The sequence below is a fragment of the Allobosea sp. Root483D1 genome (assembly GCF_001429505.1).
GTDB lineage: Bacteria > Pseudomonadota > Alphaproteobacteria > Rhizobiales > Beijerinckiaceae > Allobosea.
The window spans coordinates 984,703-1,011,529 of record NZ_LMJW01000001.1; the positions used below are offsets into that span (position 1 = coordinate 984,703).

Annotated in this window: 23 protein-coding genes; 6 read left to right on the plus strand and 17 right to left on the minus strand. The window is 67.3% G+C overall.

Translation table 11 applies throughout. From position 1 onward, the window contains the following. Positions 1–111 precede the first annotated feature (111 nt). Positions 112–1,632, plus strand: a complete 1,521-nt coding sequence (locus ASE66_RS04600) for a globin-coupled sensor protein (RefSeq protein WP_082613194.1) — start codon at positions 112–114, stop codon at positions 1,630–1,632. Between the two features lie 36 nt (positions 1,633–1,668). Here ASE66_RS04600 and ASE66_RS04605 read toward each other — a convergent pair whose 3' ends face one another. The 3 genes from ASE66_RS04605 to ASE66_RS04615 form a co-directional block, all read right to left on the minus strand. Further along, on the minus strand, positions 1,669–2,454 hold the full coding sequence (locus ASE66_RS04605; RefSeq protein ID WP_057188349.1) for an SDR family NAD(P)-dependent oxidoreductase: 786 nt from the start codon (positions 2,452–2,454) through the stop codon (positions 1,669–1,671). A gap of 121 nt (positions 2,455–2,575) precedes the next feature. Next, positions 2,576–3,634, minus strand: coding sequence for an Ldh family oxidoreductase (locus tag ASE66_RS04610; RefSeq protein WP_057188350.1), 1,059 nt, complete (start codon positions 3,632–3,634; stop codon positions 2,576–2,578). Positions 3,635–3,727: 93 nt separating this feature from the next. Continuing rightward, on the minus strand, positions 3,728–4,738 hold the full coding sequence (locus ASE66_RS04615; RefSeq protein ID WP_057188351.1) for an amino acid ABC transporter substrate-binding protein: 1,011 nt from the start codon (positions 4,736–4,738) through the stop codon (positions 3,728–3,730). A gap of 186 nt (positions 4,739–4,924) precedes the next feature. Between ASE66_RS04615 and ASE66_RS04620 the strand changes: the two genes are divergently transcribed. From ASE66_RS04620 to ASE66_RS04630, 3 genes are read left to right on the plus strand one after another with little or no spacing between them, the layout of a single operon-like run. Next, complete coding sequence (locus ASE66_RS04620; protein WP_057188352.1) at positions 4,925–5,725, plus strand: HpcH/HpaI aldolase family protein; 801 nt, start codon at positions 4,925–4,927, stop codon at positions 5,723–5,725. A gap of 13 nt (positions 5,726–5,738) precedes the next feature. After that, positions 5,739–6,656, plus strand: a complete 918-nt coding sequence (locus tag ASE66_RS04625) for a hypothetical protein (protein WP_057188353.1) — start codon at positions 5,739–5,741, stop codon at positions 6,654–6,656. Between the two features lie 11 nt (positions 6,657–6,667). Then, positions 6,668–7,600: a DUF6282 family protein gene (locus ASE66_RS04630; RefSeq protein ID WP_057188354.1), complete on the plus strand. Its 933-nt coding sequence runs from the start codon at positions 6,668–6,670 to the stop codon at positions 7,598–7,600. A gap of 233 nt (positions 7,601–7,833) precedes the next feature. On the opposite strand, the gene ASE66_RS04635 is transcribed toward ASE66_RS04630, so the two are convergent. The 7 genes from ASE66_RS04635 to ASE66_RS04665 all read right to left on the minus strand — a co-directional run bounded on the left by ASE66_RS04635 (position 7,834) and on the right by ASE66_RS04665 (position 14,430). Continuing rightward, on the minus strand, positions 7,834–8,709 hold the full coding sequence (locus tag ASE66_RS04635) for a flagellar motor protein MotB (protein ID WP_057188355.1): 876 nt from the start codon (positions 8,707–8,709) through the stop codon (positions 7,834–7,836). Positions 8,710–8,736: 27 nt separating this feature from the next. Then, positions 8,737–9,594: a flagellar motor stator protein MotA gene (motA, locus tag ASE66_RS04640; RefSeq protein ID WP_057188356.1), complete on the minus strand. Its 858-nt coding sequence runs from the start codon at positions 9,592–9,594 to the stop codon at positions 8,737–8,739. A 384-nt stretch (positions 9,595–9,978) separates the two neighbouring features. Beyond that, complete coding sequence (locus ASE66_RS04645) at positions 9,979–10,965, minus strand: Bug family tripartite tricarboxylate transporter substrate binding protein (protein WP_057188357.1); 987 nt, start codon at positions 10,963–10,965, stop codon at positions 9,979–9,981. Positions 10,966–11,050: 85 nt separating this feature from the next. Further along, a complete protein-coding gene (locus ASE66_RS04650; RefSeq protein WP_057188358.1) occupies positions 11,051–11,854 on the minus strand; it encodes a DNA-binding transcriptional regulator in 804 nt (267 codons plus the stop codon). A gap of 91 nt (positions 11,855–11,945) precedes the next feature. After that, positions 11,946–12,929: an NAD(P)H-quinone oxidoreductase gene (locus tag ASE66_RS04655; RefSeq protein WP_057188359.1), complete on the minus strand. Its 984-nt coding sequence runs from the start codon at positions 12,927–12,929 to the stop codon at positions 11,946–11,948. Beyond that, a complete protein-coding gene (locus tag ASE66_RS04660; RefSeq protein ID WP_057188360.1) occupies positions 12,929–13,564 on the minus strand; it encodes a fumarate hydratase C-terminal domain-containing protein in 636 nt (211 codons plus the stop codon). The genes ASE66_RS04655 and ASE66_RS04660 overlap by 1 nt, the downstream gene beginning before the upstream one ends. Then, positions 13,561–14,430: a fumarate hydratase gene (locus ASE66_RS04665; protein ID WP_057188361.1), complete on the minus strand. Its 870-nt coding sequence runs from the start codon at positions 14,428–14,430 to the stop codon at positions 13,561–13,563. Before ASE66_RS04665 ends, ASE66_RS04660 begins: the two co-directional genes overlap by 4 nt. A gap of 164 nt (positions 14,431–14,594) precedes the next feature. On the opposite strand from ASE66_RS04665, the gene ASE66_RS04670 reads away from it, so the two are divergent. Further along, positions 14,595–16,049 (plus strand): aromatic amino acid ammonia-lyase, encoded by a 1,455-nt coding sequence (locus tag ASE66_RS04670; RefSeq protein WP_057188362.1) that lies wholly within the window; start codon positions 14,595–14,597, stop codon positions 16,047–16,049. 4 nt (positions 16,050–16,053) lie between these two features. On the opposite strand, the gene ASE66_RS04675 is transcribed toward ASE66_RS04670, so the two are convergent. From ASE66_RS04675 to ASE66_RS04695, 5 genes are read right to left on the minus strand one after another with little or no spacing between them, the layout of a single operon-like run. Beyond that, positions 16,054–18,537: a glycosyl hydrolase 2 galactose-binding domain-containing protein gene (locus tag ASE66_RS04675; protein ID WP_057188363.1), complete on the minus strand. Its 2,484-nt coding sequence runs from the start codon at positions 18,535–18,537 to the stop codon at positions 16,054–16,056. Between the two features lie 3 nt (positions 18,538–18,540). Then, positions 18,541–19,554: a DUF1839 family protein gene (locus ASE66_RS04680; RefSeq protein WP_244494811.1), complete on the minus strand. Its 1,014-nt coding sequence runs from the start codon at positions 19,552–19,554 to the stop codon at positions 18,541–18,543. A gap of 5 nt (positions 19,555–19,559) precedes the next feature. Beyond that, positions 19,560–20,480 (minus strand): amino acid--[acyl-carrier-protein] ligase, encoded by a 921-nt coding sequence (locus ASE66_RS04685; protein ID WP_057188364.1) that lies wholly within the window; start codon positions 20,478–20,480, stop codon positions 19,560–19,562. A gap of 4 nt (positions 20,481–20,484) precedes the next feature. Continuing rightward, positions 20,485–21,669 (minus strand): acyl-CoA dehydrogenase family protein, encoded by a 1,185-nt coding sequence (locus ASE66_RS04690; protein WP_057188699.1) that lies wholly within the window; start codon positions 21,667–21,669, stop codon positions 20,485–20,487. A 50-nt stretch (positions 21,670–21,719) separates the two neighbouring features. After that, on the minus strand, positions 21,720–21,965 hold the full coding sequence (locus ASE66_RS04695) for an acyl carrier protein (RefSeq protein ID WP_057188365.1): 246 nt from the start codon (positions 21,963–21,965) through the stop codon (positions 21,720–21,722). Between the two features lie 357 nt (positions 21,966–22,322). Between ASE66_RS04695 and ASE66_RS04700 the strand changes: the two genes are divergently transcribed. Then, positions 22,323–23,516 (plus strand): acyltransferase family protein, encoded by a 1,194-nt coding sequence (locus ASE66_RS04700; RefSeq protein WP_057188366.1) that lies wholly within the window; start codon positions 22,323–22,325, stop codon positions 23,514–23,516. Here ASE66_RS04700 and ASE66_RS04705 read toward each other — a convergent pair. Both ASE66_RS04705 and ASE66_RS04710 read right to left on the minus strand, forming a co-directional pair. After that, complete coding sequence (locus tag ASE66_RS04705) at positions 23,492–24,748, minus strand: UDP-phosphate alpha N-acetylglucosaminyltransferase (protein ID WP_156412004.1); 1,257 nt, start codon at positions 24,746–24,748, stop codon at positions 23,492–23,494. The genes ASE66_RS04700 and ASE66_RS04705 overlap by 25 nt on opposite strands. After that, the gene (locus ASE66_RS04710; RefSeq protein WP_057188368.1) at positions 24,745–26,727 is read right to left on the minus strand and encodes a GumC family protein; all 1,983 of its coding nucleotides are present in this window, start codon (positions 26,725–26,727) and stop codon (positions 24,745–24,747) included. The genes ASE66_RS04705 and ASE66_RS04710 overlap by 4 nt, the downstream gene beginning before the upstream one ends. Positions 26,728–26,827 lie beyond the last annotated feature (100 nt).

Below are 26,827 nucleotides of genomic sequence, written 5' to 3' on the forward strand. Positions count from 1 at the left end.
CGAAAATCCCCGACCGGCCTTGCCGCCGGTAGGAATTCTTAACCATGCGGCTTCCAGAGCTTCCTCGACCGACCTTGTGCCCAGAGCGGCGATGCGTTGAGGGAAGAAGCGATGTCAGCGTCCGACGATCTCGCCCGGCGACTCGAGTTCCTGCAGTTCGACGGACAGGCGCGACAGCAGATCCGCGCTGTCGAGAAGACGATCGTCGCGGCGCTTCCGGGGGCGCTCGACGCGTTCTATACGCAGATCAGGGCCTTTCCGGAGACCAACGCCCTGTTCCGCAGCGAAGAGCAGCTCGGCGGCGCCAAGGCGAGGCAGGCCTCGCATTGGGCACGGATCGCCACGGGGCAGTTCGACGCCGACTATGTCGCGGCCGTCACCCGCGTCGGCCAGGTCCATGCCCGGATCGGACTCGAGCCGCGCTGGTATATCGGCGGCTACGCTTTGCTGCTGTCGCAGCTGATCGGCAAGGTGCTGGAGGAGCGCTGGCCGAAGAGCCGCTTCGGCTCCAGGTTGCCGGGCGCGAACGAGCGGGCCGCGGAGATCGCCGCGATCGTCAAGGCCTGCCTGCTCGACATGGACTATGCCATCTCCGTCTATCTCGAAGCTTCGGAGGCGGCCCGCCTGAAGGCTGAAGCCGAGGCGCGCGCGAGCGAACAGGCCAAGGCCGCCGAGCGCGAAAAGGCCGTCGCCCTGGTCAGCGAGGGCATGGCGGCGCTGGCGAACGGCGACCTCACCGTCCGCATCACCCAGGACATGCCGGCCGAGTACGCGATGATAGGCACGCATTTCAACGACGCCATGGAGCGGCTCGGCACGATGATCGCGACGATCAAGGCGAGCTCGACCGCCATCGCCGCCTCCTCGCAGGAGATCAGCGACGGCGCGGCCGATCTGTCGGAGCGAACCGAGCAGCAGGCCTCCGCCCTGGAGCAGACGGCGGCGACAACGGAGGAACTCGCGGCGTCGGTGAAGAGTTCGGCCCAGTCTTCGCGCGCCTCGACGGCGCTCGCCGACGAAGCGACGGCGGTCGCAAGCGAGGGCGGCGGCATCATCAAGGAAGCGATCGCAGCGATGGCGCGGATCGAAGACGCTTCCAGGAAGATCTCCGAGATCACCGGCGTGATCGACGGCATCGCCTTCCAGACCAACCTGCTCGCGCTCAACGCCGCGGTCGAAGCGGCCCGCGCCGGCGATGCCGGACGGGGCTTCGCCGTCGTCGCCGCCGAGGTGCGCGCCCTCGCGCAACGCTCGGCCGAGGCCGCCAAGGATATCACCGGCCTGATCGGCACCTCCGGCAGCGAAGTGACCGAGGGCGTGCGGCTGGTCAGGCTCGCCGGCGATACGCTCGAGCAGATCGTCGGAGCGTCGGGTCGGGTTTCGGCGACGGTCGGCGAAATCGCGGCCGCGGCGGGCGAACAGGCCAGCGGCATCGCGGAGATGAGCCAGGCCGTCAGCCATATGGACGAGATCACACAGCGGAATGCCGCGCTCGCCGAGCAGAGCGCAGGCTCGGCGCGCACGCTGCTGACGCAGATCGAGCGGCTGAGCCAGCTCGTCTGCGCCTTCCGCACGCAAGGCGATCAGAAGCCCCCCGCTACGGCTCCGATGCCGCGCAGCCGGGCGGCTTGAACGCGCGAGCCGGTTGCCGCTGAGCTCCCGGCCGGATTACATCCGGCCGGCGTCGACCTTGAGGCGCTCGGAGGTGATCGAGGAGGATTGCTCGCTCGCCAGGAACAAGGCGGCGCGCGCCACCTCCTCCGGCTCGACCCAGCGCTTCAGCGCCGCCTTGTCGGTGTAATTGAGCCGGATGATCTCCTCCGCCGGCCGGTTCTCCTTGGCGACACGGGCGGCGATGACGCGCTGCATCAGCTCGCCATTGACCGCGCCGGGGCAGAGCGCATTGACCCTGATGCCGTGGACGCCGACCTCCTGCGCCACCGCTTCGGTGATGCCGATCACCGCGAATTTCGTCGCGGTATAGGCGCTGCGCATCGGATAGCCGCGCAGGCCCATCAGCGACGACATGTTGATGATCGAGCCGCCGCCGCGGGCCCGCATCAGCGGCACGCAGTGCTTGATGCACAGGATCGTGCCGCGGATGTTGATCGCCATGGTCTCGTCCCATTGGGCGATGTCGAGATCCTCGGCATTGGCGACCTGTCCGGTGACACCGGCATTGTTGACGAGGATGTCGACGCCGCCGAAGCGCGCGGCCGTGTCCTGGGCGAGCCTGCTGGCATCGGCCTCCTGCGAGACGTCGGCGGCGATGGCATGCGCCCCGATCACCGCGGCGGCCTCGTCGAGCGCCGCCTGGGAGCGGCCGGCGATCACCACCTGCGCGCCCTCATCGACGAACATCCTGGCGATGGCGAGGCCAATGCCGGTACCGCCGCCGGTGACGATCGCGACCTTGCCGGAGAGGGCTGGAGCACGGGACGATTGCGATGCCATAATGCAGCCTTCTCCTCACGACGATCGACGCGATGTCGGCCGCCATTGTTTGACCTACAATATCTCGTTTTGCATATCAACGAAATGCACCTGGCCGCGTTCATGCCGGCCGCGACCCAGCTCAATCGCCGAGCGCGTCCGGGATCGCGACGCCGAGGCGGCGGGCCTGCTTGCGCAGGGCCTGAAGCGTCTCCGCCGCCAGCGCGCAGTTCCCGTCGAAACGCTTTCGGGCTTCGGCAGCGCGGTCGCCGGGCACGCGTATCGGAGCAGCGCCCGGAGCGGGCTTCGAGTGGCGGATGCGGTCGGCGAAGCCGGCGGCGACGGTCTCGTAGTCGGCGACGGGCCGCAGGCCTTCGATCTCGATCGCCATAACCAGGTTGGCGCTGCCATAGGGTCGGGAGGAATCGCCATAGAGCGGCTGGACGTCGCTGCCGACGCCGCCGGCCGACAGTCCGCCGGCAAGCAGGTCGACCATCAAGGCGAGCCCGAATCCTTTGGCGCCTGCGGCTGGGAGGAGTACGCCCTTGATGGCTTCCGCAGCATCGCGGGTCGGCACCCCCTCGCCCGTCTGAGCCCAGCCCTCGGGGATGGACTCGCCCTTGTTCATCGCCAGCCGGATCTTGCCCAGCGCACCGGCGCTCATGGCGAGATCGAGCACGATGGGTTCGCCACCGGTCGGCACGGCGATCGCCAGCGGATTATTGCCGACGACCGCCTCGGCTCCGCCCGGCGCCGGCAGCATCGGACGCGTATTGGCCATGACGATGCCGATCTTGCCGGCGAGCGCGATCTTGCGGGCGAAGCGCCCGGCCGCGCCGAAATGGAAGGCGTTGCGGACGGCCACGATCGCGACGCCGTGTTCGGCGGCCCGGGCGATCGCGATGTCGCAGGCACGCTCGGCCGTGACCTGGCCGAGCCCGTTGCCGGCGTCGAGCGTCAGGCGCGCGCCCTTGTCGACGACGATCTCGCCCTCGGCCGCGGGATCGACCGAGCCCCGTTCGATCCGTTCGAGATAATTGGGCAGCTGCATCAGGCCGTGCGACGCCAGCCCCTCGATGTCGGCATCGACGAGCGCCTCGGCCGTCAGCGCGGCGTTGCCGGGCGGAGCGCCGACGGCCTCCAGCAGCGCCGCTGCGAAACGCTCGAGGACATCCGCTGGATAAGAGCCCGCCGCAGACATCGTTTCCCCTGAACATGCTGAACTGTGAGTGGCACGGTCACATAGCACGAGGCGGAGCGCGATCACGCTCCGCCCGCGCTTCCGCTCCGAGGCTCAGCGCACCGGCGGGGCGTATTGCAGGCCGCCCTTGGTCCAGAGCTTGTTGAGGCCGCGCTCGATGCCGAGCTTCGAGCCCGCGCCGACATTGCGCTCGTAGACCTCGCCGTAATTGCCGACCTGCTTGACGATCTGCAGCGCCCAGTCCGGCTTCAAGCCCATCGACTCGCCGAGATTTCCCGAGGCGCCGAGCAGGCGCTGGACTTCGGGCGAGCCGGTGCGCTTCTGCTCGTCGGCATTGGCTGAGGTGACGCCGAGCTCTTCGGCCACGAGCATGGCATAGAGCGACCAGCGCACGATGCTGGTCCAGGCCTCGTCGCCCTGGCGCACCACCGGACCGAGCGGCTCCTTCGAGATCAGCTCGGGCAGGATCACATATTCCGTCGGGTTGACCAGCTTCAGCCTGTAAGCAGAGAGCGCCGAGACGTCGTTGCTGAAGACGTCGCAACGGCCGGACTCGAACGCCTTGGCGACCTGGTCGCCGGCCTCGAAGGCGACGCCCTCGTATTTCATGCCATTGGCGCGGAAATAATCGGCGATGTTGAGTTCGGTGGTCGTGCCGGTCGGCACACAGACCGAGGCGCCGTTGAGCTCCTTGGCCGCTTTGATGTTCAGCGACTTGCGGACCATGAAGCCCTGGCCGTCATAATAGCCGATGCCGACATAGCGCAGGCCCATCTGGGTGTCGCGCGACAGGGTCCAGGTCGCCTGCCGGGACAGCATGTCGATCTCGCCGCTCTGCAGGCTGACGAAGCGGTCCTTCGGGCTGAGCGGCGTGTAGCGGACCTTGCCGGCATCGCCGAAGACGGCGGCGGCGACGGCCCGGCAGATGTCGACGTCGAAGCCGCCCCAGCGACCGGCCTCGTCGGGCACCGAGAAGCCGGCGACGCCCGGGCTGACGCCGCAGATCATCTCGCCGCGGCTCCGCACGGTCTCGAGCGTGCCGGCGGCAGCCGGCATGGCGGAGGCGGCCATCAGGCCGGCGATCAGCAACAGGCTTGTCTTCATTCGGATACCCTCCCCCGAGTTTCGTATCTGACGTTTCCTCGTCAGATCCCAGAACGATCCTGACGGCTTTCTGCCGCAGGGGGCGCGCGCCTCGGCTGATTTCGAGATGTGAAACGCGGTGACTTCCGGCGATATCCGAGAGCGGCAGTGCCATCATCCGATTATCGAAATCGGGACGGCCTATCCATGCAGCCCCCTGCCCTTACCAGCTTCCGCCATCGCCTCGTCAGCGGCGCCTTCCTGGCGGGGAGCTTCGTCAAGACGCCGAGCCCGCACGCCACCGAGATCCTCGGCAATAGCGGCTTCGACTTCATCGTCGTCGACCAGGAGCACGCGCCCTTCGATCGCGGCACGACCGACCTCGTGCTGCTGGCGGCGCGGGCGGCCGGCATCGCCGGCGTCGTCCGCGTCCCGACGCTGGCGAGCGACGCGATCCAGGCCTCGCTCGATTGCGGCGCGGTCGGCATCCTCGCCCCACATGTCGCGAGCGTGGCGGATGCGGAGGCTCTCGTCGCCGCCTGCCGCTATCGCGGTGGCAAGCGCGGCTTCTCCGGCGTCACCCGCGCCGGCCGCTATGGCGGCAGCAAGATGTGGGATCTCGTCGACGCAGCCGATGCAGCGGTGGCGACAATCGCCATGATCGAGGACCCGTCGGCATTGGATCAGATCGACGCCATCCTCGCAGTCGAGGGGCTCGACGCTGTCTTCATCGGTCGCGGCGATCTCACCGTCGCCTTCGGCGCCCCCACCCGCGATGCACCCGCGGTCCGCGATGCGGTCGATGCGATCCTCAAGGCTGCGAAGAAAGCCGGCAAGCCAGTCTGCGTGATGACCGACAATGGCGAGGAATCCGCCAGCTTCGCCGAACGCGGCGCCAGCGCGTTCATCCTGTCCTCGGACCAGGGCTTCCTGCGCAAGGCCGCGAGCGAAACCCTGGCGCAGATGCAGATAGCCAGAAGCCGGGTCGAGAACCCAGGCTCCCGATAGGAGAAACCGACCCGTGAGCTACCCCTCCAGCGATCCGCGCTCAAAGCTCTCCGCGCCGGCGGCGGCGAAGGCCGCCCCGGTCAAGGCCTATGCCGGCGCTGACTATGCCCGCTTTTATGCCGAAGAACCGCAGCAGGCGAACGAGACCGAGCGGACCTGGCTGGCGCGCGGCCAGAACTTCATTGTCGCCTATTCGGATGTGAAGCCGGGCGCCGTGTTGGCGCGCGACGCGCAGCCGGACGAATACTGCCTGATCCTGCCGGAAAAGGAGCTCGGCGCGACCGTCACGGCCGGAACCGAGACGGTCGAGGTCGCGGGCGGCTCGATCGTCTTCATGCCGCCGGTCGCCTCTCGCATCGCCCTCAAAGGCCCGGGCCGCGTCATCCGCATCTTCTCCAGCGTCGCAGCCGATCTGGCGGCAGCGTGTTCGAATGCCGCCTCCTATGCGCAGCCCCATGCCAATGTGGCGCCGCTGACTCCCTGGCCGGAGCCATCAGGCGGCTTCAAGATCCGCGCCTACAGCCTTGATGCCGGCGGCGGCGAGGGCCGCTTCGGCCGCATCTTCCGCTGCACCACGCTGATGGTGAACATCCTCGACCCGCGCCTTGGCCTGCGCGACGTCACCGCGCTTTCGCCGCATCACCATGACGATTTCGAGCAGGGCTCGCTGGTGATCGACGGCGGCTATATCCACGACATCCGCTGGCCGTGGACGCCCGACATGCGGATCTGGCGCGAGGACGAGCACGAATTGATGGCCGCGCCATCGCTGACCGTGATCCCGCCGCCCTCGATCCACACCTCGCGCTCGGTCCTGCCCGGGCTGAACCAGATGATCGACATCTTCTCGCCGCCCCGCCTCGACTTCTCGCAGAAGCCCGGCTGGGTCATCAACGCCGCGGATTATCCGATGCCCGGCGAAACCGCCTAAGGGCTTGCGACATGACCGCCAACACTCAGACCACCGACGCCCGCAGCCGCCAGATCGCCGAGCTCCTGGTCGGCGCCGTCGACCTGCATTGCCATAGCGGCCCGGCCGCGATGCCGCGCATCCTCGACCATCACGAGGCGATGCTGGACGCGGCCGCGGCGAAGTTCCGCGCCGTCGTCTACAAGGACCATTTCTACCTCGGCACCGCCCATTCGATCCTGCTAGAGAAGCTGGTGCCGGACACCGGCGTCAGGCTGTTCTCCGGCATCGCGCTCAACAATGCCTCGGGCGGCTTCAACCCGCATGCGGTCGACCATGCCATCAAGCTCGGCGGCAGAATCGTCTGGATGCCGACCCTCTCGGCCAAGAACCATATCGACGTGCTCGCCTCCGGGGCGGTGAAGACCTTCCCGAAGACCGCGCAGAAGATGCTCGATCCGATCCCGCTGACGCCCTTCGGGGCCGACGGCAAGCTCACCGACGAGGTCAAGCTGATCCTCGACCTGATCGCAGCCGGCGACATCATCCTTGCCGGCGGGCACCTTTCGACCCCCGAACTCTTCGCCGTGTTCGAGGAGGCGAATGCGCGCGGCGTCAGGAAGCTCCTGGTCAACCACCCGACCTACATGGTCAACAATTGCAGCGATGCGGAGATCCGCGACCTCGTCTCGCTCGGCGCGGTGATGGAGCATTCGATCTGCATGTTCGTCGAGGGCAAATCGAAGAAGTTCGAGCCGCCGGAGCTGCGCCGGGTGATCGAGGTCGCCGGTGTCGAGAACACCGTGCTGTGCTCGGATCTCGGCCTCACCGGCTCGCCGCGCCCGATCGACGGTTATCGCGAGATCGTCGGCCACCTGCTCGACCTGCAGTTCACGGAAGCCGAGATCAAGCGCCTGACCGGCGGGCATGCGGCGGAGCTTTTGGGGCTCGACGCTGCCGCCTGATATAAAGCGAGAGACTTGGCGGGACAGTCCGCTCGCGCGCCATTGCGGGCATTTGCAGTGTCCGGATTCGGGGGCCTGGCTGGCAAACAGCCTGACGTGATGGATGGCGTTTCGCGATCGACTGGCGCTGATGCCGGGACGCACATGCTCCGCGTTGCAACGATCAGCCTCTCACGGGTTGTCAGCCTTGAGCTCAATCTCAAACGGACCGTGAGGCGGCCGAGGCGACGTGTTCAGCGCAAGAGGTTCGGGGGCAATGGCGGCTCTTCACTGAGCAGAGTGATCCTTACCCGTCGGTTTGGCGAGATGTAGGGGTTGTCGGGGAAGACCGGCTCGGTGTCGGCGCGCCCCACCACGGAAACGAAGCGGTCGTTGGGGAACCCTGCACCCGACAGGATCTCGCGCACGGCGAGCGCGCGCCCGGTGGTAAGGCTCCAGGGATCGACGCCCGCCGCCGAGCCCGGACGCGCGGCGGCCGTGTGGCCGGTGACAGCCAAGCGGTTGGGCAGGCGGCGCAAAGTGGGCGCCAGCGTCTCCAGCACGCGACGGGTGCTCGGGTAGGGCTGGACCGAGCCCTCGGGGAACATGGAGCGGCCGGACTCGTCCATGAGGGCAACATCCAACCCCTCCTTGGTCGGCTCGATCACGATGTTGCGCGACAGCTCGGCAATTTCGGGCATGCTCTGGAGCGCCTGCCGGAGGCTGGCTATCGCGCTGTGGTTGGCCTGCTGGCTGGCAGCCGAGCGGTTGACCTCCTCGCGGTCGCCGGTGCCGCCGGAGTTGGTCCGGCGCGCTCTGTCCTCCGGCCTGGCGGCCCCTGTCGCCACCTCGCGTGGCGGCGACGGCTTGCTGCCTGATTTGTCGAGGGCGGTACCCCACAGCATGCCGCCAGAGCCACTGGTGCTGGGACTCAAAGACCCCGGCGCGAAATACTCCGCCAGGCCTTCCTTCTGCTCCTGCGTCGTCATGCTGATCAGCCACATCAGCAGAAAGAACGCCATCATGGCGGTCACGAAGTCCGCATAGGCAATCTTCCAGGCGCCGCCATGGTGCGCATGCGCGGCCTTCTTGACCTTCTTGACGATGATCGTCTGGGCGGGCTTGGTCATCGAGTCCCTGCTGGAGATTGGGCCGGATCAGGCGGCCAGTTTGGCGGTTGCCGCTTCCACTTCGCTGAAGGTCGGGCGGACGTCGCTCATCAGAGCCTTGCGAGCAAATTCGACCGCCATCACCGGCGGCTGGCCGCTGACATGGGCAAGGAGACCCGCCTTGAGTGACAGGAAGTATTTGGCTTCCGCCTCGAAGGTGCTCTTGAGCGATGCCGCCATGGGCGCGAAGAAGCCGTAGGCGACGAAGACGCCGAAGAAGGTGCCCACGAGCGCGCCGCCGATCAGATGTCCCAGCACCTCCGGCGGCTCTTTGATCGCCCCCATCGTCTTGATCACGCCGAGCACGGCGGCGACGATGCCGAGCGCCGGTGTTCCGTCGGCGAGCGACTGCATGGCCGAAACGAGACGCTCCTGCTCCTGGTGGTGCGTTTCCAGTTCCTCGTCCATGAGAGCGTCGATCTCGTGGGCGTTGTTGGCGCCCAGCGACAGCATGCGCATGTAGTCGCAGACGAACTCGACCGCATGATGGTTCGCAGCGAACGTCGGGAAGGCATTGAACAGCGTCGATTTTTCCGGATTTTCAATGTGCTCCTCGACAGCGAGCATGCCCTTCTGCCTCACGAGCTTGTACAATGAATACTGCATCCCCAGCAGTTCGACGTAGCATTCCTGCGTGTACTTGGAGCCCTTCAGGATCGTGCCGAGCATGGAAGGCACGGCCTTGAGGACCGGCGGGGGATTGCCGATGATGAAGGCGCCGATCGCGGCACCGAGGATGATGACGAACTCGAACGGCTGCCAAAGGACGAGGAGGTGGCCACCCATGGCCGCGTAACTGCCGAAGACGCAGACGAAGACAATGATTGCGCCGACGATCAGCCGCATGGTGTGTCACCCTCGCACCGCAGCAGCTACAGCCCGCGCGAAGCCACTACCCGTCCCAGGAAATGAACGATCAAGGTTAATGGCGAGTTAGGGACATGGCGGGCTTGGGGCGACAAATTGGCCCAGGGGAGGAAACCGGAGTGCAATGACCGGCCCGCGGCTCGCCTGGTGAGCAGCGACTCTTGCGAATGCCCGCTGAGGGCGGTCGCGGTTAGTAAGCAACGGTCGCCTGGTTATGTCTGCTTTCCGGCAGTAGTAGAACGCCGACCGCTGACCCAATCGCGATATTCGTCACGTCAGGCGACTTGACCCGATTGGCCCAATGGAGACGAGAAGCCTGGCCTGGGCGAACCTCAGGCCAGGCTCTGCTTCGTAACTTTCGGATCAATCCAGCGAGATCGCCGCAGCCTTCACGACCTCCGCCCATTTCGCCACTTCCTGCGTCTGCGCGGCCTTCACCGCCGCGGCATCGCCGCTGAGCGAACGCACGCCGATCGTCGCGAGCTTCTCGCGCCCTTCCGTGCTTTCGACATAGGCGCGGGTGATCGCGGCGATGCGCGCGACGATCGGTTCGGGCAGGCCCTTCGGCCCGACCATCGCGAACCAGCCCGTCGCGTTGACGCCCGGCAGGCCTGCCTCTGCCAGAGTCGGCACCTCCGGCAATTGCGGGGCGCGCTGGTCGCTGGTCACCGCCAGCGCACGGATGGCGCCGCTTTTGACATGCGGGATATAGGCGGGGATGAAGTCGATGGCGACATTGACCGTTCCCGCCAGCAGATCGGTCGAGAGCGGGGCCGAGCCGCGATAGGGCACATGCGTCATCTGGAAGCCGGCCTTGTGCTGGATCAGCTCGCCGGTGACATGGCCCATCAGCCCGAAACCGGGGCTGCCGAAGGTCAGCTTGCCCGGATTGGCCTTGCCGTAGGCAACGAGCTCGGCAAAGGACTTGACCGGCAGCGAGGGATGGACCGCGACGATGCCCTGGACGTCGCCAAGCAGCGCGACTGGCGCGAAATCGGCAAGCGGGTCGAAGGCCAGCTTCTTGTAGAGCAGCTTGTTGGTCGCCAGTGGCCCGGAGGAAGAGAACAGCAGCGTATAGCCGTCCGCCGCCGCCCGGACGACGCCGGTCGCCGCGATGTTGCCGCCGGCACCGGTCTTGTTCTCGACGACGAAGCCCTGACCGAGTTCGCTGCGCAGACGCTCCGCCAGCAGGCGGGCGACGACATCGGTCGAGGCGCCCGCCGGGAACGGCACGACGATGGTGACCGGCCGGCTCGGCCAGGTATCGGCGAAAGCCCTCCCCTGGGCGGCCAGCGCGCCGGCGCCTGCGAGAGAGGCCATGAAGCCACGGCGTGAGATCGGCCGCATCATTGAGGTTTCCTCCAGACAAAGTTGCTTTGAAGCTGTTGTCCGGACACTAGGCACGGGCCGCGCGCGTCCCTTTGGGAAAGCCCCGCTATTTCTCGCCTTGAAACGCAACGCCCATGGATTGCGAGAGCGCATCGAGCTGCGCCTCGATATTGGCGGCCGCCTTCTTCAGCGGATGGATGATCCTGGCCTTGTCGTCGGGATTGGGAACCGCGGCACGGAAGAAGGTGACGCCGAAGGTCGCGAGCACGCGCTCGCCGAGCTTGATCGGCACCGCGATCGTCGCGGAATTGCGCGGCTCGGCGGCAGGATCGCGCTCGGTGTAGCCGCGCCGGCGCGCCTGCTCGATCATGCGCTCGACATCCTCGTCGCTGAGGCTGCTGTTCTCCGGCTCGGCCGAGCTACGCATGGCGGCGCGCAGCACCTCTCGTTCCTCTTCGGGGCAGAAGGCGAGATAGGCGCGTCCGAGCGCCCGGCCGCCGAGATTCAGCCGATAGCCGAGGGTCGCATGAAAGGGCGAGATCGGGCTGTCGGGAATCGTCGAGAAGCGCACGACCACCGCGTCATAGTCGAGCAGGCAGACGGCGCAGGGCCATTTGATCTGGCGCGTCAAAGCGGTCGCCCAAGGCCGCGCCGCCTCGATCACCATCGGCGCGCCATGGAAGCCCGAGCTCAGATGCGCGACCTGCGAGGTCACGAGATAGCCGCGCATGCGCTCGTCGCGCACGACATAGCCGGCCCCGATCAGGGTCTCGAGCAGCCGCACGATCGTCGGCTTCGGCAGGCCGGTGCGGCGATGCAACTCGCCGACGGTCGCGACGCTGCAGCGGTTGACCTCGGTCAGCAGCCGCAGCGCCTTGAGAACGGACTGGACAGGCGCAAAGGAGAACACGTTGCGGATCCGGCTAAGCGAGCACGAACCGCCTTTCTAGACCGGAATCTGCCGAGCAGGATGCTTTATTCGCGCCCGCCCTCCGCGAGCCTTATTCGGGCACGGTGAGGACGACCTTGCCGACCTGGTCGCCGGCATCCATCAGGGCGTGTGCATCCCGGACGTCGCGCCAGTCGAAGCTCGCACAGACATGGCTGCGGATCGCCCCGCTCGCCAGGAGCGGCCAGATCTGCGCCACCAGCTTGGCGGCGATCCGGCCCTTATAGGCAGCATCGCGCGGACGGAGCGTCGAGCCGGTCAGGGTGAGCCGGCGGCGGACGATGTTGCGGACATTGACCTCGGCGGTCTGGCCGAGATGGCTGGCGATCAGCACGACGCGGCCATCGGGGGCGAGCAGTTGCAGCTGCTTTTCCGTATAGGGACCGGCCTGCGCATCAAGCACGACGTCGACCTTCTCCTTGCCGATCGCCGCCTCGATCTCCGCAACCCAGTCGGCGCGATAGTCGACGGCGAGATCGGCGCCGATCTCCAGGCAGACCGCGCGCTTCTCGGCGGTGCCGGCGGTCGCGATCACCCGGGCGCCGCGCAAATGTTTGGCGATCTGGATCGCGGCCATGCCGACACCGCTGGTTCCGCCCTGGACGAGCAAGGTCTCGCCGTCAGCCAGCCGGCCGAGCCAGACGACATTGTTCCAGGCGGTGAAGAACACCTCCGGCAGCGCCGCCGCCTCAGCGAAGGAGAAGCCTTCCGGCAAGGGCATGCATTGCAGGGCCGGCACGGCGCAGAATTCGGCATAGCCGCCGCCATTGGCGAGCGCGCAGACCGCATCGCCGACCTTCGGCCAGGCGACCTCGGCGCCAACAGCCTCGACCACGCCGGAGACGTCGAGGCCGGGCAGATCGGTCGCGCCGGGCGGCGGTGGATAGAGGCCGCGCCGCTGCTGGATGTCGGGCCGGTTCACGCCCGCCGCCCGCACGCGGATCAGCACATCGCCGGCACCGAGCGTCGGCATCGGGCGGTCGCAGAAGGCGAGGACCTCGGGGCCGCCCGGCTTGGTGATCTCGATCGCTTGCATCAGTCGGTCTCGTTGTTCTCTGAGGGGCGGAGCGAGCGCATGATTTCCGGCATACGCTCGCGGGCCGAAGTCATCAGGCGCTCGTAGATCGAGTTGCCATGGGCATCGATCGCGACGATCACCGGCCCGAAACCGCCGAGCTGGAGCCGGTTCAGGCGGAACTGCATGATCAGGTCGCGCCAGGCGCAATCGGTCACCGCCTCGACGCCCTCGCTCAACAGGGCAGAGGCGCCGCCGACGAAGGAGAAATAGACGCAGCCCACCTCGCGCATCGCGTCGACGCTGTCCTGCGAGAGCCCGCCCTTGCCGCCGGTCGCGGTCAGGCGCAGGCCCCGGATCAGCGTCGGCATCAGATGGTTGAAGCGGCTCGAGGTCGTCGGGTTGACGTAATGGACCGCGCCAGGTCGACCGTCGCTGTCCTCATAGCTCACGCCCATATGGAAGAAGGCGCCGTCGCGCAGGGACAGGGGCAGCTCGCGGCCGGCCTCGACCTCCGAAACCATGCGCTTCTGGGTGGGCATGCCGACGGTCGCGACTGCGTCGCCGTCGAGCAGCACGACATCGCCGACCTTGAGCGCGCGCGCCACCGCCGGCGTCAGCGGCAAGGTCAGGCGTATCGGGGACGGGCTCGTCATTCGATCCGCTCCACCACGCCGGAATTATAGATCCGGGCCCGCGTCCGCCGGTTGATCCAGCAATTGAACGAGACCGCGACCGGGGTGAAGCCATGGCCGGAGGCGTATTCGACATGGACGCCGAAGGTCGTGGTCGAGCCGCCGACGCCCATCGGGCCAAAGCCCATCTGGTTGACCGCGCGGGTCAGCCGCTCCTCCATCTCGGCGACCATCGGCTCGGGATTGCGCTCGCCGAACGGGCGCAGCGTCGCGTCCTTGGAGAGCTTGGCCGCATGGTCGAAGGTGCCGCCGATGCCGACGCCGATCACCACGGGCGGGCAATGCTGGCCGCCGGCCCGCAGCACGAGTTCGAGGATGCAGCGCTCGATCTCGTCGAGGCTCGGGCTGACCAATATCTCGACCGCCGCCCAGCGCCCGCCGCCGAGCGCCTTCGGGGCGCAGGTGATGTCGAGATAGTCGCCCTCGCCGACGAGGTCCCAGGAGACCAGCGGCATGTCCTTGCCGTGAAAGCTGCGCTCATTGGTCAGCGGGTTGGTGACGAAACGCAGGAGCGGCGGCTGGATCGTCCGGGTGAGCTCGGCGAAGCCGTCGACGATCGCCTGGCGGATGTCGCCTTCCATGCGCACGCCGGAGCCGATCTTGATGCTGTAGCTCGGCACGCCGGCATCCGAGCACAGGAACTTGCCGGTGGTCTCGGCCCGCTCGGCGCTATCCAGCATGAAGGCGAGGGTCTGGCGCGCCTGCGGCTCGGTCTCGCTCGCCAGTGCCTTGCGGAACTCGGCCTTGGAGGATTCAGGGATACGGCGCAGCGACCAATCATAGAGATTGGCGGTGACCTCCTTGACCAGATCATAGGTGATTGCCATGCGCACCGTCCGTTCGATGGCGTGAAACTAGTCGAATGACAGAAGCCGGCTGGGCGCCCACGCTGCATTTCGCGAGGTGAAATCGAGACAGCGCCCCTCCTCGCCTCCCGGCTTCGCTTTATTGAGCGAGTCAGGAAGTGCGCCCGAGGACAGGACGAGCGATCATGAGCCATGTCGACATCTCCGGCTTCGATCTGACGATCGCCGAGATCGCCCGCGTCGCCAGGCAGAAGGCGCCAGTCGCCGTAACGCCGGAGGCGGTCGACCGGATGAAGTCGGCTCGCGCCATCGTCGACGACGCCGTGGCGCGCGGCGAGAAAGTCTACGGCGTCACCACCAGCGTCGGCGCCAAGACCGGCGTGCCGCTCGCTCCGGAGCGCATCGGCGAGTTCAACCGCCGCCTGCTGCTCACACACAATGTCGCGCACGGCCCCCTTGCCTCGCCCGAGGCCGTCAGGGCGATGATGGTGGTCCTGCTCAACTCGATGGCGAGCGGCCGCCTCGGCGTGCGTCCGCTGCTGGCCGAGCGGCTGGCCGATGCCCTCAACAGTGACCAGCAGATCGACGTGCATGTCTGGGGCTCGATGGGCCAGAGCGACATGGCCCCGATCACCGACCTCGCCCTCACACTCTATGGCGATCTCGAGCTGCAAGCCGGCGAGGCATTGGCGATGCTGAACTCCAGCGCGCTTGCGCTCGGCATCGCGGCGCTCGCCATCGCCGATTTACAGCGCAGCCTCGACCTCTGGAGCCTGATCGCTGCGCTGAGCATGGAGGGCTTCGCCGCCAACCCGTCGATCGTCTCCGAGGCCGCCTTGCGCTCGCGCCCCTTTGCCGGGCTGGAGCGGCATGGTCGCCGGATCAGGCGCTATCTCGACGGCAGCTATATCCTGGCCAAGGGCGGGCCGCGCCACCTGCAGGACCCGCTGAGCTTCCGCTCGTTGCCCCTGTTGCACGGCACGGCCGCGGACAGCCTGGATTTCGCCTGGCGCCAGGTGGAGACCGAGTTCCGCTCGAGCCAGAACAACCCGATCGTCTCGCTGGAGGAGCGCTCGCTGGTTTCGGTCGCCAATTTCGACACGGTCAGCCTGTCGATGGCGCTCGACATCGCCCGCCTCGCCTTCGCGCCGGTCGTCACCGGTTCAGCCGAGCGCGTCGCCAAGCAGGTCGATTCCTTCTGGTCGGGGCTGACTGTCGGGCTGATCGAGGAGGACGGTGTCGGCCTGCCCGGCTTCAATGGCCTCGCCCAATTTCACAAGGCGATCACCTCGGAGGCGCGGCTGGCCACCGCTCCGGTCGTTCAGGAGCTCGCCAGCTCCAGCCACTCCAACGGCAATCTCGACCGCGCCGGCATGGCGACCTTCGCCGCCCGCAAGACGATGGAAGTGGCGATCCTGTGCAAGTCGATCGCCGGGGTCGAGCTGATGGTCGCGGCCCAGGCGGTCGAAAGCCGCAAGGCGACGCCGCTCGGCGCGACGACCGGCAAGCTCTTCGCCCTGGTGCGCGAGGCGGTTCCGTTCGCCGCTGCCGGTGACCGGGTGCCGCATCTCGATCCGCTGCTGCGGCATGTCGAGGTGAAGCGTGGCGAGATCGACGCCCTAATCGGCGCCGGCGGCTGAGCCTTCACGCCTTCGCAGCGTAGCCGGCACGGTCGAGCGCATTGACCGCACGGACCTCGCCCGATGGGTCGTCGCTCGTACCCGGGCGTCGGTGCAGGCGGACCCGTCGCGACTCGCCCGGCGCGAGATGGAACCAGTTCCGTTCCGGCCGCCAGCCGGGATCGACGATCTCGACCGATTGCGCGAAGCGCTGGGTCGAGAGCACGAGCCAGCAATCGTCGCCCTCGCGCTCCAACTGCACCGACAGCTCGCAATGATGGCGCTCATGACCGCGCCCGAGCGGGAAGTGGAAGGCCTCGGCCAGTACCGCGCCGCTCGCGGCATCGCGCAGCACGGCCGAGGTCACGTCATGACCGGGCGGGCCGAAGCGATAGGCATAGGCAATGTCGAAGAAGCGGCCGATCAGATCGAAGGCCGAGAGCGTCGTCGCCGAGCGGGGTTCGAGCGCAAGCTCGCGCTTCGCCTGCACCACGACGACCTCGCCGGCGCGCCAGCAGGTCAGCTCCACCGTCGCGGCCAGCGGCTCCGGACGCTCGTTCAGGACATGCAAGGCGAGCCCATTGACGCCCTCGTCGGTAAGCGCGAGCTGGACCGGCCGGAAGGCGCGGGAGAGGCCATGCCAGGCCGATTTCGGCTCGCCATCGCTGGCGATCACGCCCCAGCCGGCACCGGGCTGGAGGTCCTGCAGCAGCCAGACCAGCGCGCCTGATGTCGGCGAACCCGGCCGGCGCCATTCGGCGAAGGTTTCTTCCATCACCTCGGCGACAACTGCACGCGACAGCGCGAAATAGCGCTCGGGGTCCTCGCGCCGCAAACGCGCCGGTTCGAGCCCATAGAGCCGTTCGAGATAGTGATCGCGCACATCCTCGAAATCCCAGGATGCGCCGGCATCGCGCGGCACGCCGCGCTTCCAGTCGGGATGATGGGTGATCGCCGGCGGCTTGCCTGAGCGCAGCGAGACCTCCTCCGGCACATTGGCGAAGGCGAGGCTCTCGGCGGCGAAGCGGACATTGGCGCGGCGGGCATCGTCGAGGCCGCGCATATAGGCGCCGACGCCGTAGTAATGCGTCACGCCCTTGTCGGCGACGAAAGGCAGCGGCCCGCCCGAAGGCGAATTCGGGACATAAGCGATGTCGGGCCGAAGGCGAGCGACCGCTTCCGGCAGTATCTCGTCGAAGACCGGGCCGGACCAGGCTTCGGGCGGCGCGCCCAGCATCGCCGACTGCTGGAAGACCTCGCTGCCGCCGCAGAGCACGGCGAGAGAAGGCGAACCCTGCGTGCGGCCGAGCAGCGCCTCTGCCTCCGTCTTGATCGCCGCTCGGAAGCCGGCATCGCCCTGCGGATAGTCGAAATTGGCCAGCATCATCTCCTGCCAGACCATGATGCCGAGCTCGTCGCAGAGCGCGAAGAAGGCGTCGTCTTCATAGCTCATCACGCCGGGCAGGCGGATCATGTTCATGCCGGCCTCGCGCGCCAACTTGAGCCAGGGCTCGTAAGTCGCCCGCCCGCCAGCCAGTGTCGCGACGTCGGCATTGCTCCAGCAGGCGCCGCGGCAGAACACCGGCACGCCGTTGACGACGAGGCCGAAGCCTTCGCCATCTTCGCCGCGGTCGACCTCGAGCGAGCGGAAGCCGACGCGGCCGAGATCGATCGTCTCACCATCCAGTTCGAGTATCAGGTCATGCAGGGCCGGCTCGCCATGGGTATGGGGGAACCAGGGTACGATACCGGGCAGAGATAATGTGCCGGCTAATTTCCCTTCGCCATTCACCTGCAAAGCCACTTCACCATCAGCGCAGCACATGATGGCGCTACCAGGCAGCGGCGCATCCGCAGCAAGCGCCAGGCTGAGCGCAACAGTGCCGCCCTGCCCGTCATAACTCGTGCGCAGGTCAACGGCTTCGATTCTCGCGGCCCCCGCCTCGCCCTCGATCCGCAGCACCGCACGATACGGTCCGGTCGGCAGGCCGGGCGGGCACCAGCCTGGCATCGAACCTAGCGCGCTGGTACGGAACCAGCGCAGGCCGTTCGGCTGGATCATCGCCGGTCGCCAGCGGGCCCGGCGCGGCGCGGCGGCGAGCTTCGGCGCCAGAGCGCGGAAGCACAGGGCGATCTCGGTCCCGGCCAGGCATCCGACCGTCAGCTCGACGGCCGCGAACATGGAGGCGCTGTCGGCCCGCTTGGTGCCGCCGATCCAGATTTCCGTGACGGTCGCCAGCCCTTCGAAACGCAGGCGACCGTTCAACGGCTCTGCCAGCCTCGCCCGATACCAATGATCCTGCTGGCCGATCGCATTGGCGCTGGCATCGTCGAGCCGCCCGAGGGACCGCAGAGTCCCGGCGACCGTGCCCGGCACGGCGGCTTCCTGCCAGTCGCCGGCCTCCGGGAGATCGGCCGGCGTCGCCGCCGCGTCGGCCGGCGTCGCGAGCCAGGACCAGCCCATGAGCGGCTCCACCCGCTCACCGGTGTGCGCGACGATGCGAGCCATGGCTCAGCCGGGGAAGCGCTGCCCGAGCGCTTCGCTGAGTTTGGCATATTCGCCGACGAGGCCGGCGAGGGTTGCATCGAGGCGTTCGAAGCGCTTCTGCTTCATCGCCCTGGCGAGATGGAACTGCGCCACCTTGGCGCCCTCGGCGATGCGCAGCGCACCGTCGCGGGCCAAGTCCAACCCCTCGACGGTCTGGCCGAGCCAGCTCAGATGGCTGGCGAGCAGTTCGAAATTGGCGCCGAGCTGACGCAGCGTGTTGAAGGCGTAGTGATGGAAGGCCGTCCCCGGCCGCTCGGCCAGCGCCTCGGCCTGCGCGGTCGCGACAATGCGGAAGGCAGCGACCGGGTTATCCTGCGGCCGGCGCGCCACATGGCGGGCGAGCAGCTTCAGCGCGGTGGCGCGCAAGGCAGCCTTGTCCGGCCGGCGCTGCGGCAGACGCACCATCTCGGCATAAGGGAAGAGCGTGTCGTCGCGCATCTGCCCCGGCAGAAGCCGGAACAGCCCGTCGAAATCCTCGCCTTCGGCGCGGTGCAGCCCGTCATTGTGGAAATAGTCGAGCTCGCGGGCGACCCGGTCGAGCCGGTTCACCGCGATCGTCGTCTTGCCGTGGCTGTCGCGATAGGAGACGCCGCGGGTGTCGGGCATGTAGAAGGAATCGAGCTCGAGCAGGACGAGGCGGCCGAGCCCGATCTGCTGCTCGATATGGCCGATCAGATCGTCATAGAGCGCCAGCTCCGTCACCTTGAGGCCGTAGAGCGCTTCGAGATCATCGAGCGGCGGCTTGAAGAAGGTGAACTGGTCGCCCTCGAAATCCTGCGTGATGGTGAAGCCGAATGCCGCCGCCGGCTCCAGCCTAAGCGCATGCAGGATCTCGATCCAGAGATCGGCATAGCAATTGGTCTGCGGCCAATGCCGCTCGCCGGCATGCATGGCATGCCTGTCATAGGCGAGCGGATCGACCGGCAGCAGCCGGCCCGCCATGACGGCGCGCGCGGCGATCTTGCGCTGGGCCGTCATGGCGCTCACGGCCAGAGCACGTTGCGGACCGCAGCCGGCCAGCGCGCGACGTCGTAGCCATGGTGCTTGAACAGAGCGAGCGCGACCCGCTCCATGCCGAAGCCGACACAGGCCGTGTGGGCGGTCTCGCCGGCCGAGGTCTCGATGCCCCAGGTCGTGCCGAAATGGTCCTGATGGTAGTTGAAGGAGAGGCAGGCGGTCGGCTTCTCCTCGCTCTCGATCGGGATAAGCAGCTCGAACTTCAGGCGCTGGTCGCGCTGATTGTTGGCGAGCATGCGCCCGGCGCGGCCGAAGAACGGGTCATTGGCGACATCGAGATTCAGGGGCACGCCGAGCGAGGCCATCATCTCCTGGCCGCGCTCGAGCCAGAGTGCACGGAACTCCGTGACCTGCTCGGGCGTGCCGAAGCGGACATATTCGCGCATCCGGAAGAGCTGCATCCGAGCCGGGTCCTTCGAGGGCTCGTGCCGGAAGCAGTAGGATTGCAGGTCGAACAGTGCGCCGTCCGGCTCGAGCGGGCCGCGCTTGGCGACGACCGGGTAGAGCGGGTAGCAGGCGGCCGGGGTCAGCACGACCTCAGTCGAAACCTGTCCGTCGGTCCAGTCGACCCCATCAGCAACCTTGTGCAGCAATTCGGCATGGGCACGCTCGTCGCCCGCAAAGGAATGCACGGTGCCGGCAAGTTGCGGGAAGCTCTTGAGATAGCCGCTTTTCTCGAAATGCTTGCGGCTCATTGCCGGCGGAAAGCGTACGATCTCGGCGCCGTCCTTTCCGCCATGGCGGGTGATCAGCAGGTCGAACTGGGCGACGACCTCCTCGAACAGGCCGCTGCGGCCATAGAGCCCGTCGACGCCGGTGTCGATCAGCAGGCCGTTATCGATCAGCTCCGCAAGGAAGCCCTGCGGCTGGGGGCAGTTCTGGCACATGCGATCACCGGGAAAGGCTGGGGTCGTGCTTGTACACGGCCAGCAGGTTGGAGGTGTTGCCGAGGATACGGTCGTTGTTGATCATGATCGGCGCCGAGAGCGCATCGCGCATCAGGCGCGCCAGGCTCGCCGGGCTGTCGTTGCGATAGCCCTGGATGCCGCAGATCAGGAAGGCCTGCATCACGATCTCGCCGACGCTCTGCGAGGCCACGACCTTGATGCTGTTCATCGCCACGACGAAGCCCATCGAGGAGAGCTCATCGGCATCGCCGCGGGCGCGCTCATAACGATCGAGCCCGGCGACGACCAGCGCCTTGAACTGCTGCAGGCGGGCAAGCAGCTCGGCGAGGCGCAGCGCGCTCGGCGGGGTCGAGCCCGGGCGCTTGCGCGCCTCGCTGCGCACGAAGCCCTCGGCGCGGGCGACGGCCTCGGCCGCGATGCCGTACCAGACCGAAGCCCAGAGCAGATGCGCGTTGGGGAGCATCGACTGCGCCGCGATCTCGGCGAAGGATGTCGGGATGACCTGCTCGGCCGGGGCGCGGCCGGCGAAGGTGAAATTGTCGGAGCAGGTGCCGCGCATGCCCATGGTGTCCCAGGCCGCGCTGCGCTCCAGTCGGTACTGATCCTTGGTCAGGACCGACATCACCTGGTCGGAAGGCGGCGCCTCGGGGGTGCGCCGCGAGGTGATCAGGATAGCGTCGGCCTGCGCACCGTAGGAGATCAGGCAGCCTTCCTTGTCGAGCGTGAAGTCGTCGCCCTCGCGCACCACGCCGCAGATCGAAGAGCGCAGGTCACCGCCGACGCCGCCACCCTCGGTCGTGGCCGAGGCGAGCAGGAGCTGCTCGCGGGCGATGCGGGCCATGAAGGAGCCGTGCCAGGGATCATCACCGCAATGCACCACCAAGCTCGACACCTTGATCTGGTGCATCGCGTAGATCATGCCGGTCGAGCCGCAGGCCTGGGCCAACACGGCGCAAATCTCGGAGATCGTCGAGAGACTCGCCTGCTCGCCGCCATGCGCCGCCGGGATCATGATGCCGAGCAGGCGCTCCTGCTTCAGCGCCTCGAAAACCTCGTGCGGGAAACGCGACTTCGCGTCGACATCCGCTGCGTGCTCGGCCGCGATCTTGGCGATCTTGCGCGCCGCGGCGACCATCGCCTTCTGCGCCTCGGCGCTGGCGCCGAGCATCTCGGAGGTGAGCTGGTAGCCGGCTTCGGCGAGGCGGGCGAGCGTCGTCATCAGACGTGCTCGCTCTGAATGGTGCGGATCGCGCTCTCGATCGCGGCGATCGAGGCGAAGTTGCGCCGGTTCATCATGTTGTCGGGGAATTCGACCTCGAAAGCCTCCTCGAGCGCCATCATCAGCTCGACCGTGCCGAAGGAGGTCAGGCCGGCATTGTAGAGATCGGCCTCGTCGGCGAGGGCGGCGACATCGACCGGCAGCTTGCCGGTGGTCTTGAGGATTTCGCGGATCCTGGTCTTCATCTCTCGTCCTGCCCTGTATCGGATCACTGGTGCGGCGCTTCGCAACAGCCGTACCGTCACTGCCGGAAAGCCTTTTGTCGGCCAGCCAGACATTTCTTTTTCTTCCGAGAGCCTAGTCTCTAAGATTTAAGGCTGCCTTGCTTTCGCTGTCGAAAACCAGCCGCAATCGCCGTTGCGGCTGCCATTGCAACCTGTGGTAAACGGCGCCTTGCGGGGATGAGGATCACATGGGCCGGATCACGTTTACGATGATCCGGGATTTCGCCAGCCGTCGCCTGCCGGTCGCCCGACTTGGCCGCTGCCTTGCTTTATCCGACGAGGATGCGCGGAAAACAGTAGCCGCGTCGGAGACAGATAATGGCGACTTTCGGATCACGGCTCGCCGAGCACAAGGGCGTGGGTCCGGGCTTTGACGCAGTCCGCATCACGCTCGCGCTTTCGGTCCTGTTCATCCATGCCGGATTGCTGCGCCCGGCGACGCCGGAAGCGCTGCTCGCGCCGGTCGTTCCGTTCGCGCCGCTGCAGCAATGGGCCTTCGATCTCGCCATCCTGCCGATGTTCTTCGCGCTCAGCGGCTTCCTCGTCGCCGGCAGCGCCGACAGGCTCTCCGTGGGTCAGTTCGTCGTCAACCGCGGCCTGCGCATCCTGCCGGCGCTCGCGGTCGAAATCACGCTGTCTGCGCTGATCCTCGGGCCGCTGCTGACTGCCTACGGCCTGCGGCAATACCTGTCCGACCCGCTCTTCGCCAGCTACTTCCTCAACATCCTCGGCAACATCCATTACGAACTGCCGGGGCTGTTCCTCGACAATCCGCAGCCGCGCATCGTCAACGGCTCGCTCTGGACGGTGCCTCACGAGATCGCCTGCTATGCTCTGCTGGTGCTCTGCATCACGACGGGCCTGTATCGACGTCGCAGGCTGATGCTGGCGCTCACGCTCGCCTTCTTCGGCGTGTCGATCGCGGTCTTCGTCTGTGCCAATTTGGGCCTGAGGCTGCCCTATCATGACACACTGACCTATCTCTTCGTCACACGCGGCGCGGCCCGGCTCGTCCCGCTCTTCCTGGCCGGGATCGTGTTCTACCAGTACCGCGACCGCATTCCCTATCGCTTCGACTACGCCGTGGCCTGCGTCCTGGCCTATATCGCGCTCGCCGCCTTCGGCTCGCCCGACTGGATAGCGAACCCGATCATCTCCTGCGTGACGGCGCCGATCTTCGCCTATGTCGTCACCTATGCCGGACTGTCGCCGAAGCTCGTCTTCCCGCTGCCTTCGCGCGGCGACTATTCCTACGGGCTCTACCTCTACGGCTACCCGCTGCAGCAGGCGATGATCCAGACCATGCCCTGGATCGACAACCGCGCCATTTTCTTCGCCCTTTCGGTGGCGGCTGCCGGCACCATGGCGGTCTTCTCCTGGCACGTGATCGAAAAGCCCGTGCTGCGCCTGCGCCGCAACTTCTCCCTCACGGCCCGCATCCATGCCGGACCGGCGCCCGCAACGGCCAAACCCGTGCCCCAGCCGGATCAGCCGGTCGCAGCGGCGGAATAGGCCGGCGCTGCGACCTCCCGCGCAGCGCCCGTGGGCTCAACGCTCGCGGCACCATCGCTCGTTCCGGTCATGAACCAGAGCAAGGCGGCCGTCTTGATCGAATAGACGGAGTCGCTGACGATCATCAGCAGGCAGATATAGGTCGCGACGCAGACCTTGAAGCGCCAGGCCCGGGGCGAGCGCTCCGGCGCGAAGATGAACAGGCTCCAGAAGCCGATGACGCCGACCAGCCCGATCTGGTTCAGCGAATACGCATAGCCGGAATCCGACAGGAAGGGCTTGTCCGGCGACAGGCCGAAGACCGCGGCGGGCGAGAGCGAGGTGATCAGCCGCGCCGTCCAGAGCATGCGGCCGCCGAAATTGTTCTCCCATTTCACCTCGGCGCTGACGAAGCCGTAGACGGCGAACCCGATCAGCAGGGTGAAGGGCGCGACCAGCCAGACGAAGCGCGGCGTGATCGGCGCCGCGAAGTAAGCGACCGTCGCGACGATGCAGACATTGGCGCCGAAACGGGAGTCGCTGAGCACGATCGCCGCCAAGCCCGCCGCCATGGTCAGCCAGCGTTTCGCCATCGCCGGGCGGTTGAGCGCCCAGATATAGAGGATCGCGCCGAAATTGCCGGTCGAGACTGGCTCGAGAAAGACCGAGGAGGCACGGTGCGGTCCGAGGAAGGGCAGCAGGGTGCGCGCATCCGGACGCAGGCCGCTGGTGAAGAGCGTACCGGTCTGGCTGCTGATGTCGCTCGGCGCCACCGAGCCGCGCGCGACATAATATTTGATGACGTTGAAATAGGTCACATAGACGTCGAGGGCGACGAACTCGAACACGCCGACGACGACGACGATAATCCCGCAGAGCAGGGCGGCGCGATCGGCCACGCGCGGGTCGTTGCAGCTCTTGCCGAGCAGATAGAAGGCGACCGGGATCAGGAAGTCGCGTACCGCCTTGGGGTCGATCAGCGGACGCATCGCCATCAGCATGGCGGCGTAGGAGAGGAAGATCGCCAGCAGCAGATAGGGCGCGACGTTGCGGCCGAGGCCGAGATAGAGCGCGGTCGCGACCAGCACCACCTCGCAGCCCATCACCATGGTGTCGTTGATGCCCATCACGTTGGTGTTGATGAAGCACAGCGCCATGTTGAAGGTGAGCGCGCCGATCAGCAGCGCGATCGGCAGGGTCGGCATCGGGCTGGGCGGGTCGATGCCACCGGCCATCGCCGCCTGCCCGCTCACGCGGCGGCCTGCGCCGGGCGGCGCAGCCAGCGCGACGCCAGGCTGCGCGGACCGGCTCCCGCATCCTCGGGAACGACCAGGGCGACGATGTGCTCGCCGACCGGATCGATCGCCGCCGCCTGGTCGGCGAGGCTGCGCGGGGTTTCGCCGGTGAGAGAGGAAGCGAGCACGATCGCGTCCGGACGCGCACCCGCCTTGCCGTCGGAAGGAGAGGTGCGCCGCATGATGATGAAGTTGCGCCGCCGGCCGGGCCGGGCCGTGGCCGACGCCGGCGGCTCGATGCGGCGGATGTTCATGTCGCGGCCGGAGCCGTCCTGGCAGAGCAGCACGCTCTCGCCATGCGCCGCCAGGCTGTTGGCGAGATGCTCGGCGAGCGCCTTCTGCGTGGCGTCGTCGACCGAGCCGGCGATCATCACCGAAGCCGGCAGATGCTGGCCGAGCGTCTTCTGCAACATGCGCGTCACCGGCATGAGCGCGTCCTCACGGCGGCCGGCGGCGGCGGGCAGCGACACCACGGTGCCGACGCCGATCGCCTGGCCGGCGGCCTCGGGCGTCAGCGGCTTCAGCCTTTCGGGCATGATCGGGGACGTGGGCAGCCATTCCAGCAGATAGGCGATGCCCAGCCCGGCGCAGGCGCCGAACATCAGGGCCGCGGCCAGCACCAGCAGAGCCGGCGGCTTGGTCGGCGTGGCCGGTGCCACCGCCTCGGAGAGCATGCGCGAATTATTGGTCTCGATCCGCTTCTGCTGCTCGAGTTCCTTGGCGCGTTGCAACGAGGCGCTGTAGACGACGCGGACCGCTTCGGCCTCGCTTTCGAGCTGGCGCAGCTTGATCTGGGCGCCGCCGCTGACCTCTTGCGACTTGGTCAGCTCAGTCGCCCGCTTCCTGAGATTGGCGAGATTGGCCTCGGCCTGGCGATAGCCTTCCTGCACCGTGGCACGCAGGCGGACCAGTTCACCGGCGAGAAGCCGGCGCGTCTCGGCGAGCTCGGCCCGGATCTCGATCAGGCGCGGGTGCTGCGGCGCGAGCGTCTGGGCAAGGCTCGCCGCCTCGCGCGCGCTCTGGGCATATTGTGCCCTGAGCGAGGTCACGACCGAGGAGGTGAGCGCCTCCGGCAGCGTGTCGGCAAGCGGATCCCGATTTTGATAGCGGCTGAGCTGGTCGCGCCGCGCCTGCTGGCGGGCGGACTCCGCTTCTGCCAGGCTGATCTGGCCGTAGAGGTCGCGCAATTGCTGCGAGATGATGAGGCCGCCCTCGCCGGTGCTGACGAGGCCGTGCTGGCTGCGGAAGCCCTGGACGGCGCGCTCCGCCGTATCGAGCTGCGTGCGCAGGCCGGAGATCTGGTCGATCAGCGTCACGTTGGCGCGCTCGACCACGGAGCGGCGTCCGTCATTGCCCTGGCGGAAATAGACCTGGGCGAGCGCATTGGCGATGTCGGCAGCCTTTTGCGCGTCCGGATGCGAGACGGTGATGCGGAAGACCAGCGAGTTGTCGACGCGCTGGATCACGATCGCCTTCTTCAGAGCGTCGACCGCCTGCGCCAGCCGCTGATCCGCGGTCGGTTGCACCAGCCGGCCGAGCAGACGCGAGACCAGCCCGGGAGGGCGGACGAAGGCGGAATCTTTCTCGAGGCCGAGCTCATCGATGACCTGACGCAGCACGCCGGTCGAGGTCATCACCAGTGCCTGGCTGTCGACATTGGCGAAGTCGATCGAGGCCGAGGTATCGGTACGGACGATGTCCTTGCCGACGACCTGCAGCGCCTGCGGATCGACGAGGAGCTCCGCCGTGGCCCGGTAGATCGCGGTCTGGACCGAAAGATAGGCGAGTGCCAGCAGCAGGCAGAGGGCTGCGCTCGCGATCACCAGCCAGCGGCGGCGGCGCAGCAGCTGGAGCAGTTCGGGCAGGCTGAAGGCAGCAGAGAGCCGGCCCGGCGCCGACGCGTCGTCTCTTCCACCTGCCTCAAGCGCAGCCGGCACCGCAAATCTCCTCGACCCGTCCCGATACCGCGCACATCCGCGTCCGGATGCGTCGGCGGGCTCGGCTGGAATTCCACTGCGCATCCTGTCGATGCGTAGT

Coding starts and splice junctions, on each gene's coding strand:
- ASE66_RS04665 (WP_057188361.1), bottom strand. CDS start 14,430: ATGGCAATCACCTATGATCTGGTCAAGGAGGTCACCGCCAATCTCTAT.
- ASE66_RS04660 (WP_057188360.1), bottom strand. CDS start 13,564: ATGACGAGCCCGTCCCCGATACGCCTGACCTTGCCGCTGACGCCGGCG.
- ASE66_RS04635 (WP_057188355.1), bottom strand. CDS start 8,709: ATGACCAAGCCCGCCCAGACGATCATCGTCAAGAAGGTCAAGAAGGCC.
- ASE66_RS04605 (WP_057188349.1), bottom strand. CDS start 2,454: ATGGCATCGCAATCGTCCCGTGCTCCAGCCCTCTCCGGCAAGGTCGCG.
- ASE66_RS04655 (WP_057188359.1), bottom strand. CDS start 12,929: ATGCAAGCGATCGAGATCACCAAGCCGGGCGGCCCCGAGGTCCTCGCC.
- ASE66_RS04630 (WP_057188354.1), top strand. CDS start 6,668: ATGACCGCCAACACTCAGACCACCGACGCCCGCAGCCGCCAGATCGCC.
- ASE66_RS04670 (WP_057188362.1), top strand. CDS start 14,595: ATGAGCCATGTCGACATCTCCGGCTTCGATCTGACGATCGCCGAGATC.
- motA (WP_057188356.1), bottom strand. CDS start 9,594: ATGCGGCTGATCGTCGGCGCAATCATTGTCTTCGTCTGCGTCTTCGGC.
- ASE66_RS04600 (WP_082613194.1), top strand. CDS start 112: ATGTCAGCGTCCGACGATCTCGCCCGGCGACTCGAGTTCCTGCAGTTC.
- ASE66_RS04695 (WP_057188365.1), bottom strand. CDS start 21,965: ATGAAGACCAGGATCCGCGAAATCCTCAAGACCACCGGCAAGCTGCCG.
- ASE66_RS04700 (WP_057188366.1), top strand. CDS start 22,323: ATGGCGACTTTCGGATCACGGCTCGCCGAGCACAAGGGCGTGGGTCCG.
- ASE66_RS04620 (WP_057188352.1), top strand. CDS start 4,925: ATGCAGCCCCCTGCCCTTACCAGCTTCCGCCATCGCCTCGTCAGCGGC.
- ASE66_RS04610 (WP_057188350.1), bottom strand. CDS start 3,634: ATGTCTGCGGCGGGCTCTTATCCAGCGGATGTCCTCGAGCGTTTCGCA.
- ASE66_RS04690 (WP_057188699.1), bottom strand. CDS start 21,669: ATGCTCGGCGCCAGCGCCGAGGCGCAGAAGGCGATGGTCGCCGCGGCG.
- ASE66_RS04615 (WP_057188351.1), bottom strand. CDS start 4,738: ATGAAGACAAGCCTGTTGCTGATCGCCGGCCTGATGGCCGCCTCCGCC.
- ASE66_RS04675 (WP_057188363.1), bottom strand. CDS start 18,537: ATGGCTCGCATCGTCGCGCACACCGGTGAGCGGGTGGAGCCGCTCATG.
- ASE66_RS04645 (WP_057188357.1), bottom strand. CDS start 10,965: ATGATGCGGCCGATCTCACGCCGTGGCTTCATGGCCTCTCTCGCAGGC.
- ASE66_RS04680 (WP_244494811.1), bottom strand. CDS start 19,554: ATGACGGCCCAGCGCAAGATCGCCGCGCGCGCCGTCATGGCGGGCCGG.
- ASE66_RS04685 (WP_057188364.1), bottom strand. CDS start 20,480: ATGTGCCAGAACTGCCCCCAGCCGCAGGGCTTCCTTGCGGAGCTGATC.